The sequence below is a fragment of the Cyanobacterium sp. T60_A2020_053 genome (genome assembly GCA_015272165.1).
Lineage (GTDB): Bacteria > Cyanobacteriota > Cyanobacteriia > Cyanobacteriales > Cyanobacteriaceae > Cyanobacterium.
The window spans coordinates 1-13479 of sequence record JACYMF010000117.1 but is presented as its reverse complement, the minus strand read 5'-3'; the positions used below and the strand labels follow the sequence as shown (position 1 = coordinate 13479).

The 13479-nt window shown below is 38.0% G+C and carries 11 protein-coding genes and 2 pseudogenes; 5 read left to right on the top strand and 8 right to left on the bottom strand.

All coding sequences use genetic code 11. From position 1 onward, the window contains the following. Window positions 1-136: 136 nt before the first annotated feature. The 6 genes and pseudogenes from IGQ45_15780 to IGQ45_15755 form a co-directional block, all read right to left on the bottom strand. The gene (locus IGQ45_15780; GenBank protein MBF2058626.1) at window positions 137-301 is read right to left on the bottom strand and encodes a hypothetical protein; all 165 of its coding nucleotides are present in this window, start codon (window positions 299-301) and stop codon (window positions 137-139) included. A 623-nt stretch (window positions 302-924) separates the two neighbouring features. After that, a pseudogene (locus IGQ45_15775) lies at window positions 925-3438 on the bottom strand (class I SAM-dependent DNA methyltransferase). Window positions 3439-3456: 18 nt separating this feature from the next. After that, a complete protein-coding gene (leuD, locus tag IGQ45_15770; GenBank protein MBF2058625.1) occupies window positions 3457-4044 on the bottom strand; it encodes a 3-isopropylmalate dehydratase small subunit in 588 nt (195 codons plus the stop codon). 688 nt (window positions 4045-4732) lie between these two features. After that, a complete protein-coding gene (locus tag IGQ45_15765) occupies window positions 4733-5473 on the bottom strand; it encodes a YebC/PmpR family DNA-binding transcriptional regulator (protein ID MBF2058624.1) in 741 nt (246 codons plus the stop codon). A gap of 202 nt (window positions 5474-5675) precedes the next feature. Beyond that, on the bottom strand, window positions 5676-6323 hold the full coding sequence (locus tag IGQ45_15760; GenBank protein MBF2058623.1) for a bifunctional phosphoribosyl-AMP cyclohydrolase/phosphoribosyl-ATP diphosphatase HisIE: 648 nt from the start codon (window positions 6321-6323) through the stop codon (window positions 5676-5678). Between the two features lie 489 nt (window positions 6324-6812). Continuing rightward, window positions 6813-7649, bottom strand: coding sequence for a diaminopimelate epimerase (locus IGQ45_15755; protein MBF2058622.1), 837 nt, complete (start codon window positions 7647-7649; stop codon window positions 6813-6815). 26 nt (window positions 7650-7675) lie between these two features. Here IGQ45_15755 and IGQ45_15750 point away from each other — a divergent pair, with 26 nt between their 5' ends. The 4 genes and pseudogenes from IGQ45_15750 (at window position 7676) to deoC (ending at window position 9880) form a co-directional block, all read left to right on the top strand. Continuing rightward, complete coding sequence (locus tag IGQ45_15750; protein MBF2058621.1) at window positions 7676-7882, top strand: RNA chaperone Hfq; 207 nt, start codon at window positions 7676-7678, stop codon at window positions 7880-7882. 345 nt (window positions 7883-8227) lie between these two features. After that, window positions 8228-8551, top strand: a complete 324-nt coding sequence (locus IGQ45_15745; GenBank protein ID MBF2058620.1) for a DUF2605 domain-containing protein — start codon at window positions 8228-8230, stop codon at window positions 8549-8551. A gap of 206 nt (window positions 8552-8757) precedes the next feature. Further along, the gene (locus IGQ45_15740) at window positions 8758-9075 is read left to right on the top strand and encodes a DUF2973 domain-containing protein (GenBank protein ID MBF2058619.1); all 318 of its coding nucleotides are present in this window, start codon (window positions 8758-8760) and stop codon (window positions 9073-9075) included. A 112-nt stretch (window positions 9076-9187) separates the two neighbouring features. Further along, window positions 9188-9880, top strand: a pseudogene (gene deoC, locus IGQ45_15735) (deoxyribose-phosphate aldolase). A 393-nt stretch (window positions 9881-10273) separates the two neighbouring features. Here the strand turns inward: deoC and IGQ45_15730 are convergent. Beyond that, window positions 10274-11212, bottom strand: coding sequence for a TIGR00159 family protein (locus IGQ45_15730; protein ID MBF2058618.1), 939 nt, complete (start codon window positions 11210-11212; stop codon window positions 10274-10276). 414 nt (window positions 11213-11626) lie between these two features. Here IGQ45_15730 and IGQ45_15725 point away from each other — a divergent pair, with 414 nt between their 5' ends. Continuing rightward, window positions 11627-12757 carry a SpoIID/LytB domain-containing protein gene (locus IGQ45_15725; protein ID MBF2058617.1) on the top strand — a complete coding sequence of 377 codons (1131 nt, stop codon included), beginning with the start codon at window positions 11627-11629 and terminating at the stop codon, window positions 12755-12757. Window positions 12758-12801: 44 nt separating this feature from the next. Here the strand turns inward: IGQ45_15725 and queF are convergent, their stop codons facing one another. Then, window positions 12802-13188, bottom strand: a complete 387-nt coding sequence (gene queF / locus IGQ45_15720; protein ID MBF2058616.1) for an NADPH-dependent 7-cyano-7-deazaguanine reductase QueF — start codon at window positions 13186-13188, stop codon at window positions 12802-12804. Window positions 13189-13479 lie beyond the last annotated feature (291 nt).

The window sequence follows — 13479 nt, the reverse complement described above, 5'->3', positions numbered from 1 at the left end:
CGATTTTTTTGTTGGTTCGTTTACATCCCCCGTTGATTTCAGTGGGTATTTTTTTTGTTGAGAAATTCAACGGGGGTCTTTCACTCACATTTCAAGATAAAATCAACTTTTCCTTTTTGTTACATCTGCAAATTTATTAATTAAAAACTTTTTCAGCGTAATTATCACTTAATTCTAAGTGTATTCTTTGCCCACCCAAAAAAAGAGGATTACCGATAATAGCATCAGTCTTAATCCACCGAGAAAATAAAGAAGCAGAGAATATTTTGAGCCAAACTATCTCAAGGTAACGCAGTTTCACTCAAATTAAACTTATCAATAGCAATTTTTCTCGCAATCACTAAAGTCACCAGCGCCCTCCCCCCAGACAAAAACTTATTAGCTTAAAACTAGCGCCCTTCACCCCACCCCAAAACCTCTTACTCCCCTCTCCTGCGGGAGAGGGGTTGGGGGTGAGGGTTATTCTTCAGCCATCGCCAAATTCAACTCTAATAACTGCTCTAAAATATCCCCATTTTCATCAAAATTATACGCCATCATCACCAACTTATCTAACTCTTGATGCAACTTATATAACCGACTACTAGGCTCATCAAAAAAGGCATTATATAACTGCGTAATTCCCCATTGTTTTTTCTCCATTTGTTCACTTCTATACTCATGTAATTCCATCATTTTATCCCTGATTTGTTGCACTATTTTAGCCTCTATCTTACTCCCCTCTCCTATGGGAGAGGGGCTGGGGGTGAGGGTTTTATCCCCTGTGCGGAGGGCGCTGGGGGTGAGGGTTTTATCTCCTATGGGAGAGGGGCTGGGGGTGAGGGTTTTATCCCCTGTGCGGAGGGCGCTGGGGGTGAGGGTTTTATCTCCTATGGGAGAGGGGCTGGGGGTGAGGGTTTTATCCCCTGTGCGGAGGGCGCTGGGGGGAAACGGAAACGTCTCAAAACAAGTAGTATTTGTATATCTTAAAGTTTCTCCTAAAGTTGAACTTTGCGCCCTCACCCAAATGCGATGAATACTGGATGTTAAAATACCCAAAATATAAAAATCGTCAGAAGCAATTACCATATTAGCTTCACAAGGTAAAATTGATATATCAACAGGAGTAAAAATCACATATTTAACCACTTTAGGAATAGCAAAATAATATCTTAATCCTGCTAATGCTTTTCTCATGGAAGGTGCATATTCACCAAATCTCCACCAATATTTTTTACGAGATTCTCTTCGTTGTTTATCTCTTTCTGGTTTAACTCTTTCCTTCACTCTTTCAAAAGGTAACAGATAATTAGACGCTTCCTCAATGTCCATATCATTAAAATCAATCACCCAATCTAATTTTTCAAAAGGATAAATTAACCCTCTTCCATCAATCATGGGTTTTAAAATTTCTCGATTTTTACTATCTTTTTTTATCCATTCTTTTGCTTCTTCTTCTGAGACAATAAAGCCTTTTCCCCTCAATCCACACGATTCAAAAGATAAATTTTTATTAGCTTTTAATTTCTTAGCAGAAGTAACAGAAATTTGATTTTTTAAAGAAGTAGAAATCTGATTAACAATATGATCATCTAATAATAACTTATTCGGTTTTTGATAACACCAATTAACGATACTAACATGAACCGCAGCTTCGCCAGACCATTCTTGAGTAGAAATCGCCTCATGAATAAAACCGCCATTCTCAACAATATAATCTAAACTAGCATTACGGCTAACATTCTGAGAAATAGAATTACTGCCAACTAAACCAGCCCTTGAATTTTGATCTAAATTTTCATGACTTTTTCTAAACCAATAAACACAAAAATCAGGTTGTCCTTTTACATCTTTAAAATGTTGATAAACTTTTTCAGCATAATCATTACCAAATTCTTGTCTTAATTTTTTACCACCCAAAAAAGGAGGATTTCCGATAATAGCATCAGCCTTAACCCACTGAGAAAATAAAGAATCAGTACAGAGAATATTTTGATCCAAACTATCTAAAGGTAGCGCAGGTTCACTCAAATTAAACTTATCAATAGCAACCTTGCGTGCAATCATTAAAGTTACTTTAGCCAACTCCACCGCAAAAGGGTTAACATCCATACCATAAAACTGATTTGGAGTAACAAAACTAAGATTAACCTGTGAATTTTTACCCTTAATTTTACTCTTAATTTTCTCTAACAATAACTGTTCAATTCTTTTCAATTCCTGATAAGCCACATAAAGAAAATTACCACTACCACAAGCAGGGTCTAAAATCTTATATTCTTGTAATTTAAGCTGTAAATTAGTTAACTCTTTGATAGTATTCGCATTATCGATCAAATCTTCCCAATACTTACTGATAGTCGGGCGCACGATTTTCATAATATCAGCTTCCGATGTGTAATGGATGCCGTAACTGTGACGTTGTTGCGTATTAACAGTACCTTCAAAAATATTACCAAAAATAGCCGGGCGCACCTTGCCCCAATCTTGACGCGCCACCGTAGCCAAAATTTCTAACTCAGATTTAGTTAACTCAATGGCTTCCACCGTAGCAAACAAACCGCCATTAAAGTATTCTACCCCTTGATACTTTCCTGCTGAAGTGATGCCATGATTATTCATTTCACGGAATAAACCACCCAATACATCGTAACTACTAGCGCCCTCCAAACATTCTTCCACACAACGAATAAACAAATCAGATGGCAATAATCCCCTATCTTCCGCAAACATTGCCAAGACACATTGCAAAATAAAACGCTGAATTTTGAGAGTTAAATCCTCTCTTGCAATCCCCCTCCTTCCCAAGAGTTTTTCCTCTTCAATCCCCCCCCTTCCTAAGGGGGGGTTAGGGGGGGTTATATCTTCTACCCTCACCCCCAACCCCTCTCCCACAGGAGAGGAGAGTTTTGTTAATCTGTCTTGGAGGATTTGGAATAACTCCCCTAATCGGCGCCCGGCTTTTTCGGTAACTTCAACTTGGTTATTATTGAAGATAGATTTAACATCCCCTGCCTTCATGAAATTGAAAGCCGAAGCGCGGGAAGCTAAATCCTCAAGATTAACAATATCAACAGGTTCATCTAATTGTAAATTAAAATCAAATATCCAAAACTGATCAAAATTACAAAGTATTACATAACGAGGACGATTAGGCACAAGTCTTGACCAATACTCGAAGGCTTGGGCATAATGTTTACTAAGGTCTTCCCCTCGTTTTTTCATCTCAATGAGTAGTTTAGGTTTCCAGACTAAATCAGCAAAACCCGTATTTTTTTTCAGACTACCTTTTTTTATCGCTTCCTCGTATGTTGCCCCAGCTTCCAGCGCCCCTCCATAACCAAAGGCTTGAAAGAATCGATCAATAAAAATTTGAGCTTCTTTTCTTTCTTGCCCTGTGATGTGTTGCTGACAAAAATTGATAAAATTTTCGAGACTATCTTGCTGATTATTGATCATCAAAGTTGGAAAAGTCTATTAAACAAAATTAAGATATGGAATCTGTGTCGCAGTATTTTTAATCTGTTCAATATTTTTAGTCAACAAACCACAAGTATCCCATTTACCAGAAACTAACATACTACGAGCGCCCTTATCCATTTTCACTGCGCTACTATAGTGACCACATTTTACTTGCATATCTTCTAAATCCACAATCATTTTAGTTTGAGGATTTTCTTTAATCAAATTCTGTAAACTCTTTATATTAGCAGAGCTAGTAGTCACACAGGGAATCCCCATGGTCAAACAATTTCCGAAAAATATCTCAGCAAAACTTTCTCCCACAATAGCTTGAATCCCCCATTTAGCAATGGCTTGGGGTGCGTGTTCACGGCTCGAACCACAACCAAAATTAGCATTAACTACTAAAATAGTTGCATTTTGATATGCTGGTGAGTTGAAGGGGTGCGCGGGGTTAGAAATGCGATCATCAGCAAACACTTGTTTTCCTAAACCATCAAAGGTCACGCTACGCAAAAAACGAGCAGGAATGATCCGATCTGTGTCGATGTCGTTACCTACTAAAGGGATACCATTACCAATGATAGTTTTTCTTTCACTCATAATCAATTTTTGATTAATTTACCTAGAGAATAATTATAGCAAATTGACAATGGACGATGGATAATTGACAATTAATAATTATTGAAGTTTTACTATCTTCGCAATTTACCCACCGTGTAATGAATTACACGGCTAATGGCCCGATCGTTCAATAAATTGAACTAAGATTGTTTTTAATTGATTTGTAAATGATCGCGCAGCGGCAGCCTTCGGCTGATCAAGCGGACTTGATATTAACTGTATTTTTATTAAAAAAAGCGTGATTTTGCACATTTTTTGATGTTTGTCGTATATCTTAACTGATACGTTTATGCAGAATAAAACGGCATATACCGTAATAAACGGCAATAGCATTTGAGTAAAATACTCAAAAGGAGGTATCCCTCAAAGCCTTAAAAAATATTTTTAAGACACTTATGTTATCTGATTTAACAGACTGCTTCACCCACGGAAGCGTTAATAGTATTACTATCCTATTTTTGTAAGGTACTTCCCCAAAAGGGGCAACCAAAATCTCCCTTTATCGTACATCAAATATTACTTTTCTGAAACCGAAATCGAATACTTTCACAAACTTTTTATTTATTTGTCCTTTTATGTCATTTTAGATCCGTTTATATAGAAAATCTAAGATTTAGTAAATCTCTTATGAGTCAAAACTTTTGAATTATTTAGTAAACCCTAGTTATTAATCAACTAAATCAAAATTAGCTGTGACATTTTGAACATCATCAAGAGATTCGAGAGTATCAATCATGCGTAGTAAAAACTTAGTATGGTCAGGGTCGGAAATTTCGATGATATTATCAGGAATCCAGCGCCCTCCCACCTCATCAATAACGAAATGATGACTTAAAAATTGTTGGAGAGATTCTAAATGAGTAAAATCAGTAAAAATATCCGCGCCTTGATAATCAGTATCATTAATTAACTCATAACTATCAGCGCCCCCCTCCAAACATAATTCCAGCAACTTATCCTCATCCATAGCGCCCTTCACCGTCACCACGCCCTGATAATCAAACAGCCAACCCACACAACCAGTCTCCCCCAGATTACCACCATTTTTACTAAAAGCCTCTCGAATATCAGCAGCCGTGCGATTACGATTATCAGTCAAAGCCTCAATCATTACCGCTACTCCAGCGATACCATAACCCTCATAGCGGATTTCTTCGAGGATACTATCATCATCATTGTAAGTACCAGCGCCCTTCGCTATGGCACGATCAATATTATCATTGGGAATACCAGCACTTTTTGCCTTTTCGATGGCAGTGCGTAACTGAAAATTGCCATCAGGATCAGCCACACCATTACGTGCCGCCACAATGATAGCACGGGATAACTGCGTAAAAGTTTTACCCTTTTTAGCATCAACCCTCGCCTTTTGTCGTTTGATATTAGCCCATTTACTATGCCCAGCCATGATGAATTATGAATTATGAATTATGAATTATGAATTATGAATTATAATCCCCTAGTCTTCCTTTCTCCCTTTCTCCCCTTTCTCCCCTTTCTCCCCTTTCTCCCCTTTCTCCCTCTGCTTCCCTTTCTCCCTTTCTCCCCATCTCCCTTCCTCTCCATCTCCCTTTCTCCCCTTCTCCCCTTCTCCCTCTGCTTCCCTTTCTCTAACCGCGCCGTTGATCTAATTTGCGATAAACCGCCCTTAAATCCACACCATGATAAGCCAACGCCACCAAACTATGATAAAACAAATCAGCTACTTCTCCGGCAATGTCATCAGGGTTATTGTCTTTACAAGCCATCACAACCTCTGCGGATTCTTCCCCAATCTTCTTCAAAATTTTATTATCACCCCCAGCAAATAACTGACAAGTGTAAGAATTTTCTTGGGGATTTAATAAGCGCCCCTGAATTACCCGATACAACTCCGTTAAAGTATCGGCGGAGGGCGCTAGTTTTTGATCAGTGTCAATTTGATGAAAACAACTTCTTTCCCCCGTATGACAAGCAATATCGCCGATTTGTTCAATAGTCACCAGTAACGCATCACTATCACAATCGTAGCGAATACCGCGCACTTTTTGAATATGCCCCGAAGTAGCGCCCTTATGCCATAACTCCTGACGAGAGCGACTCCAATACCACGCTTCTCCCGTTTTTAGGGTTTTCGTGATAGATTCAGAGTTCATCCACGCCATCATTAAAACAGTACCATCTAAATGATCTTGAGCGATAGCCGGTACAAGTCCTTGCTCATTATATTTAATTTTATCAATAGGAATAGATTGCAGTGATAAATTATTGCTAGTCATAGAAAAATTAGTTTCTCAGTTGTGAAGTTATCAAAAGGGCAAAGGTAAATTTTAAAATAATCTTAGTTCAATTTATTGAACGTAATTCCATTAGCCGTGTAATTCATTACACGGTGGGTAAAGTGCGAAGACATAATCTATTGGTAACTAATTATCAGAACTTGATATTAAACCCTTTATTATTTAATAAATTATTACTCTCATCTCCCTCCCCCCCTTCGTAAGCAGGGCGTTTTCATTCTCAAAAATGTTAGTTTCTCAAACTAGCCAATAATCTGAAATTCAGAGGTTTTTAACTACTAATAAATCAATTAATAGTAAAAAATCCTCCTGTCTCCCTGAATCTCCCCCCTTTTTAAGGGGGGTTGGGGGGGATCATCCTTATATTGTCTTCTTGTCAAAAACAAATCAATTTTGATCCTGACTTTGAAAACACCCTGCTTCGTAAGCAGGGGTTGAGAGGGTTTGAGAGGGCAAAGCGGTTATAACCTAAACAATTGTACCAGTAAAAACTTTCTGCGCCGGTCCAGTCATATAAACATGATTATCACTTTCGCGCCACTCAATATCTAAACATCCGCCGGGTAACTCCACCGTGCAAATACGCTCAGTTTTACCCGTCAAAACTCCAGCTACCACAGTAGCGCACGCCCCCGTGCCACAAGCCAAAGTAATTCCAGCGCCCCTCTCCCAAACCCTCATTTTAACGTAATGAGGATCAATAACTTGGATAAACTCAGTATTAGTTTTTTGAGGAAACACAGCATTAGTTTCAAACTTTGAACCAATAACGCTCAAATCAATATTAGCCACATCCTCCACAAATACCAAACAATGAGGATTACCCATACTGACACAAGTTACCTCATAGGTTTTTTCAGCCATAGTCAAAGGTTGATTAATCACCGTTTCAGCCCCTAAAGTCGTAGGAATCAAATCAGCGCGTAATTGAGGTGCGCCCATATCCACCGTAATCATCCCCGCACCTTGAATAGTAGGAGTAATCGTACCAGCTAAAGTATGAATGGGATATTGTTTACCGATTTCTTCCTTTCCTTCCAACTCCGTCACAAATTGAGCAAAACAACGAATACCATTACCGCACATCTCAGGCTCAGAACCGTCAGAGTTAAAAATTCTCATGGTATAATCACAACCATTGACACCGGGTAACACAAAAATCACCCCATCAGCACCGATACCAAAATGACGATCACACAACTTCACCGCTTCACTGGCGGAAATCAAAGGTTGATCACTATGGCGATTATCAATCAAAATAAAATCATTACCGAGTCCGTGATATTTGGTAAACTTCAATGTCATAGTTAGTGCTTAAAAAAATTAAAAATATGTCGGCATTCAATACTGGTCTTCCTAGTGTACGTCAAATTCAGACCGTAATCAAAGAAAAAAAAGCAGTAGAAATCGGCTTAACTACTAATAAAGTTTTGAATGGTAATATTCTTTGGCAAGATGAAAACTGTCTTTGTCTTACTGAACATAATCGCAAAACTTTGATTTGGTTGCACAGCATTGCTTATATTACTTTATCCTAAGCCTAAAAGGGTAGGTTTCAGGTTGCAGGTTGCAGGTTTCAGGTGTAATTTTCAGACGATGATATAATTCGAGCCAAAAATTGAACCAAAAAAATCAATTTAGATATATTTTTTGTCAATTCTTTCACCTAATACCTAACACCCGATACCTGACACCTTTACAGCAACGAAAATTTTATCTCGAACTCAGATTTAATTTATAAGCATTTCACCTAACACCGCGACACCCGATACCTGAAACCTCCCGTAAAAATTCTGAGAAAAGTTGAAAATTGTGTAAATTTTTGTAAACTTTGTTAGGATCAAAGGTAAGATAGTAACTATAGATAAATAAAAACAGATAAAATGCAACCATTACAACCTAGCGAGAAAGAATTATTAGCAAAGGTTTTAGCGCCCCTCTTGGAAGACTTTAAATATTGGTTTTCTCGTTCTCTAACTTTATTGGAATCTGAGAGAATAACTTTTTTATCAGAACAACAACAACATAATCTCAAAGAGCGTGTCATGGAAGCCCAAAAGGAAGTACAAACCGCTTCTATGCTGTTTAAAGTGACTGATGGGGAAGCAGGAATCGATACTAAAGTATTAATGCCTTGGCATCATTTGGTAGCAGAATGTTGGGATGTGTCGAGAAGATGGCGCCAAGTCAAACAACAAAATATTTAACTAGGGCTTGATGAAAAAGTCCGATGGTGAGATTAATGGATAATTGATAATTGACAATGAATAGTAGGAGGAATGCAGAAGTAATTGTTTTCTAAATTCTAAATTCTAAATTCTAAATTCTAAATTTTTTCTCCCCTTTGCCCTTTTAACTCACCAAAGCCATTATTTTTAATCACTTTTAATCAATCATTGAAGGAAAAATCACTATGTTACATTTAGTTTATATTTTAGCTTTTACCGTGATCGCTTTTTTTGCCATCAGTAATTTAGTCCGCAGTTTAATAACTATTAGCGGTGAAACTCAGCGCGGTTCATGGACAGACACTCCACGCCCTCTACGGCGCAATTCTTATCAAACCTATCAAGTTCCCCATCCTGAGTTGTTAGACAGTAATGGACAGCCTACTAATGAGCCTCTTTTAGTGATTCGTTCTGTTTCCATGGATGATGCCCGTCAAAGATTAGATTCTCTTTATCATTCTTCTCCCAGCGCCCCTCAACCCAGCGAAGAGGATAGTAATTAGGTTTTGAGCAAAGGAGGGAAGGGAGGAAAGGGAGGAAAGGAAGAAAGGGAAGAAGGGGAGGAAAGGGAAGAAAGGGAGGAAAGGGTGATAATAATTCATAATTCGTAATTTCATGATTACTGCTGTTGATATAAATATCGCTGAATACATTGATCAAGCCTTGCTTTCTCCTACGGCAACGGAGGAAGATTTAAAGCAGTGTTGCCATCAGGGGATGCAATATAATTTTGCTTCTGTTTGTGTTTATCCTCATCATGTGTCATCAGCAGCAGGGCGTTTTCATTCTCAAAAATGTTAGTTTCTCAAACTAGCCAATAATCTGAAATTCAGAGGTTTTTAACTACTAATAAATCAATTAATAGTAAAAAATCCTCCTGTCTCCCTGAATCTCCCCCCTTTTTAAGGGGGGTTGGGGGGGATCATCCTTATATTGTCTTCTTGTCAAAAACAAATCAATTTTGATCCTGACTTTGAAAACACCCTCATTGTGGAAGCAACGGGATTAACCATCAAAGCTATTTTAGAAACTGCCTGTTTAACTGATCAAGAAAAGCGTTTAGGCGCAGAAATTTGTCTTGACGCTGGAGTGAGTTTCTTGAAAACTAGCACTGGTTGGCGGGGGGGCGCTACGGTGGAAGATGTGCGCCTATTACACGAAATTACACGGGGAAAAATCGGTATTAAAGCATCAGGAGGTATTAAAACTCTGGCAGGGGCGCTGGATTTAATTAATGCTGGTGCTACTCGTCTTGGCACGTCGAGGGGCGCTGATTTAGTGCAACAACAAAAAGCAGGGATTACCTAATTTTAAAGAACTAAAACGGGGAGAGTCTAGTTTGGAGGGCGCTGGATTTTAGTGATCGATACCAATATTAATTAGGGTTTGCTAAATAAATCAAAAATCTTGTCTAATAAAGGTTTAAAGTGTATTCTACATAACAAAAAGTGCCATAAATTGACTTTTTCCTCTAAAAATACTGTATTTTTTCTATCCTAATCAAAAATTATTGATGAAAACTAGGAATTTTTAACAAGCTATGATTATCCTAAAACTTTTCATTTATAAACCTTTCTACTATCCACTTCTCACTTCTCACTTCCCACTCCCCCACGACACCACTTTTTCAGCAACCCTTAATTATTCTCTTTATTCTCTTTTATCTAGTAATGGGTAATATACTCTGTCAGCAGAACTTTACTATTTTTTTGATTTTGATAAGGGGGCTTTTTTCTTCTTTTTGCCAGAAGATTTTTTTTGACCTTGAAAAACACCAGTAATAAAATTCCAACCAGTAAAACCAATTTGGCGACTGAGACGGGTTACTCCCGTAACTACTTCCTTATCTCGGCTGAGGTCTAATTTTTCTTCTAATAATTCTTTTAATTTGGTGCTGGTGAGAGGGCGATTTAATGCTCCTTTTTCTCCTAAAGAAATTGAGCCTGTTTCTTCTGAAACCACCACACAAACGCAGTTTTCTACTATTTCTGTAACTCCCATGGCGGCACGATGACGAGTGCCAAGTCTTTTGGAAGCACTTTTTTCCGATAGGGGTAAAATTACTCCAGCCGAAACAACCTCAGAACCTCTGATAAAAACTGCGCCATCATGAAGTAATGTTTTAGTTTGAAAAATAGTTTGTAGTAATTCCTTACTAACTTCAGCGTTTAAATTTACTCCGGCACTAAGAAAAACTCTTTCTTCTACGGTATTAAAAGTTTCGATTAAAATCAGCGCCCCTGTCCGATTTTGAGATAATTCTTTGACAGCTTCTACTATCTCATCAATGACATTATTTTCTTTGGGAATAATACTGTCAGATTCCATTAGAGGGCGTATTTCACCTCTTCCTAAGTCTTCTAAAAAGCGCCGAAAATCTGACTGAAAAACTATTCCCATAGACAGGGAACAAATAATAATTAACTGCTGTAAAAAAAAACTTAATACTGTTAAATGTAAAACGTTTTCACAAAATAGATAGACAATTATTATAAAGCTCAAACCTCTGATCATGCGTTGAGCTCGGCGCTCTCTTACTAGAATTGAAGTAAAAAATATCAAGAAAAATACTGTGCTAATATCTAGTAAAAAACGACCTAAGAAAATTAAATTGTCAGGAACAAAACCCGACGAAAACATTAAGAAATAACCTATTTTAAAAGTTAACAATTAAGAATTAATAGTGCTAGTTTTGACAAAGTAAAATAATGATTTTTCTGTTAATTAGACTTCTCTCGAAAAACAGGCAAGATGCCTGTTTTACCGTACAAGAATCTTATTATATAAAGTTTTAATTTATATTCAGAAAAATGCTAATTAATGATTTTTGTCCCTAAAAAGGAGGAAATTTTAACGCAATTTTTTAGCAGTAATTTACTCTGCCTATACTATGGCTATTATCTCTTATACCTAATACTATCAGAATATCTGTCTTTTCAGTGGCTAATAATCAATTTTTGGCTCAAAGAAAAAACAAGTAAGAAAGTTCAACTTAACAATTTGGGTAATTTACGGGTAGAATATGGTCAGTTTTAGCGATAAAAAGCAAAAATAATGTATCAACGTTTAATTTTAAAAATAGCTTCTAAATTGGGTTTGCTGGGGTTTTTAGTGCTGGGAATATTGAGTTTTTGGCATACCAGCGCCCTCGCCAGTGTAGAGTTACGGGTATTAATTAAAAAAACTAATCCTTCCTTGACGGTGGGAAGTTCGACTCCGGCGGTGATTAGAGACGCTGGGGGAAAAGTATTGGGGCAGGTAGCCGGGATGAATTCTTTTAACTCCAAAATTAGCAAGAACAATGTTAACTTGGGACAGTGGAATGGTAGTCGTTTGTGGCTTGAACCAACGGGGGATGGAGTAGTATGGATTGGGGATAATTGGTATCGAGGGCGAGTATTGCTATTACCCGAAGGTAATGGGGTTACTGCCGTTAATTATGTAGATATGGAAGATTATTTGTATAGTGTGGTGGGCGCTGAAGCTGTGCCTAGTTGGCCTCAGGAAGCGCTAAAAGCTCAAGCTGTGGCGGCGCGCAGTTATGCCCTCCATCAACGCAATACCAGTCGTAATGGTGAATATGATGTGGATAGCAGTACGAAATCGCAAGTATATAAGGGTTTAGCTAGTGAATATACCACCACCCATCAAGCGGTAAAATCTACGGCTGATGAGGTTATGACCTATGATGGACGGGTTATTTTAGCGGTGTTCCATTCTTCTTCTGGTGGTCACACGGAGAATGTGGAGGATATTTGGACTTCTCCTTTGCCTTATTTACGGGGAGTCGTAGATTACGATCAAACTTCTCCTGTATTTCAGTGGAGTAAAAGTGTAGAGCCCTCCCAGTTGAGGCAAGTGGTGGGTAATATTGGTAATATTCGGGCGATTGTGCCTGAAAAAACTACCCCCCAAGGTCGAGTAGTTTCTTTACGAGTGGAAGGTGATCGCAGTTCTCGTAGTTTACAAGGTGCGGATGTGCGGAGGGCGCTGGATTTACGCAGTACCTTATTTCGTATGTCCCTTGCTAATGGAGGTTTACAAGTATCCGGGCGCGGTTTTGGTCATGGTATCGGTTTGAGTCAATGGGGAACTTTTTATCTTGCCCAAAATGGGGTTAATTATCAACAAATTCTAGCTCATTACTATCAGAATGCCCGTATTTCTCGTATTCAAACGCGCTAAATAATTGATAATTTGCCCTTACGACTTTATTTTTTTGTCAGCACCTACTTAGTGTGGCTAACCTCGATAACGGTATGGACATTCCCACGGGGGTAAAAATCACCTTTGACGGTTATAGATAAAGGGTGACAGGTGCTGACAAAATCATCCAAAATTTGATTAACCGATTCTTCGTGGGAAATATAACGATCTCGGTAGTTATTAATATATAGTTTTATTGCTTTTAACTCTACTACTGTTTGATCTGGAGAGTAGTTGATGTAAATAGTGGCAAAGTCAGGATAACCAGAAAAAGGACATTTACAGGTAAATTCTGGCAGGGTAACACTAATATTATAAACTCTACCGGGTCGAGGATTGGGGAAAGTAATTAAAGAACCTTCGGTGATGGCTCTTTCGCCGTATTTTAACTCTTGATTTAATTCAGACATGATGACCAATAATTTTTTGAATAGCTCACATTTAAAATTAACTCTTTTGTAGTTTTCTTGTCAATGAAAACCCATAACCAGAATAATGTGACGGTTTCATGTTTGTTGTAATTTGTAGGTTGGGTTGAGGTACGAAACCCAACATCACCAACCATAATTTGATTATCCAATGTTTGATTTAAGGAGTGATAGCAATTCTATGTGAACGTTCGTTGCGACAGTCCCCAATCTCAGCAAAGCGGATTGGGGAAGGATAGCGACACCCTTATTTATTTCCCCCCTTCTTGATTT

Coding starts and splice junctions, on each gene's coding strand:
- IGQ45_15760 (MBF2058623.1), bottom strand. CDS start 6,323: ATGACTAGCAATAATTTATCACTGCAATCTATTCCTATTGATAAAATT.
- leuD (MBF2058625.1), bottom strand. CDS start 4,044: ATGAGTGAAAGAAAAACTATCATTGGTAATGGTATCCCTTTAGTAGGT.
- IGQ45_15765 (MBF2058624.1), bottom strand. CDS start 5,473: ATGGCTGGGCATAGTAAATGGGCTAATATCAAACGACAAAAGGCGAGG.
- IGQ45_15725 (MBF2058617.1), top strand. CDS start 11,627: ATGTATCAACGTTTAATTTTAAAAATAGCTTCTAAATTGGGTTTGCTG.
- IGQ45_15745 (MBF2058620.1), top strand. CDS start 8,228: ATGCAACCATTACAACCTAGCGAGAAAGAATTATTAGCAAAGGTTTTA.
- IGQ45_15755 (MBF2058622.1), bottom strand. CDS start 7,649: ATGACATTGAAGTTTACCAAATATCACGGACTCGGTAATGATTTTATT.
- IGQ45_15750 (MBF2058621.1), top strand. CDS start 7,676: ATGTCGGCATTCAATACTGGTCTTCCTAGTGTACGTCAAATTCAGACC.
- IGQ45_15740 (MBF2058619.1), top strand. CDS start 8,758: ATGTTACATTTAGTTTATATTTTAGCTTTTACCGTGATCGCTTTTTTT.
- queF (MBF2058616.1), bottom strand. CDS start 13,188: ATGTCTGAATTAAATCAAGAGTTAAAATACGGCGAAAGAGCCATCACC.
- IGQ45_15730 (MBF2058618.1), bottom strand. CDS start 11,212: ATGTTTTCGTCGGGTTTTGTTCCTGACAATTTAATTTTCTTAGGTCGT.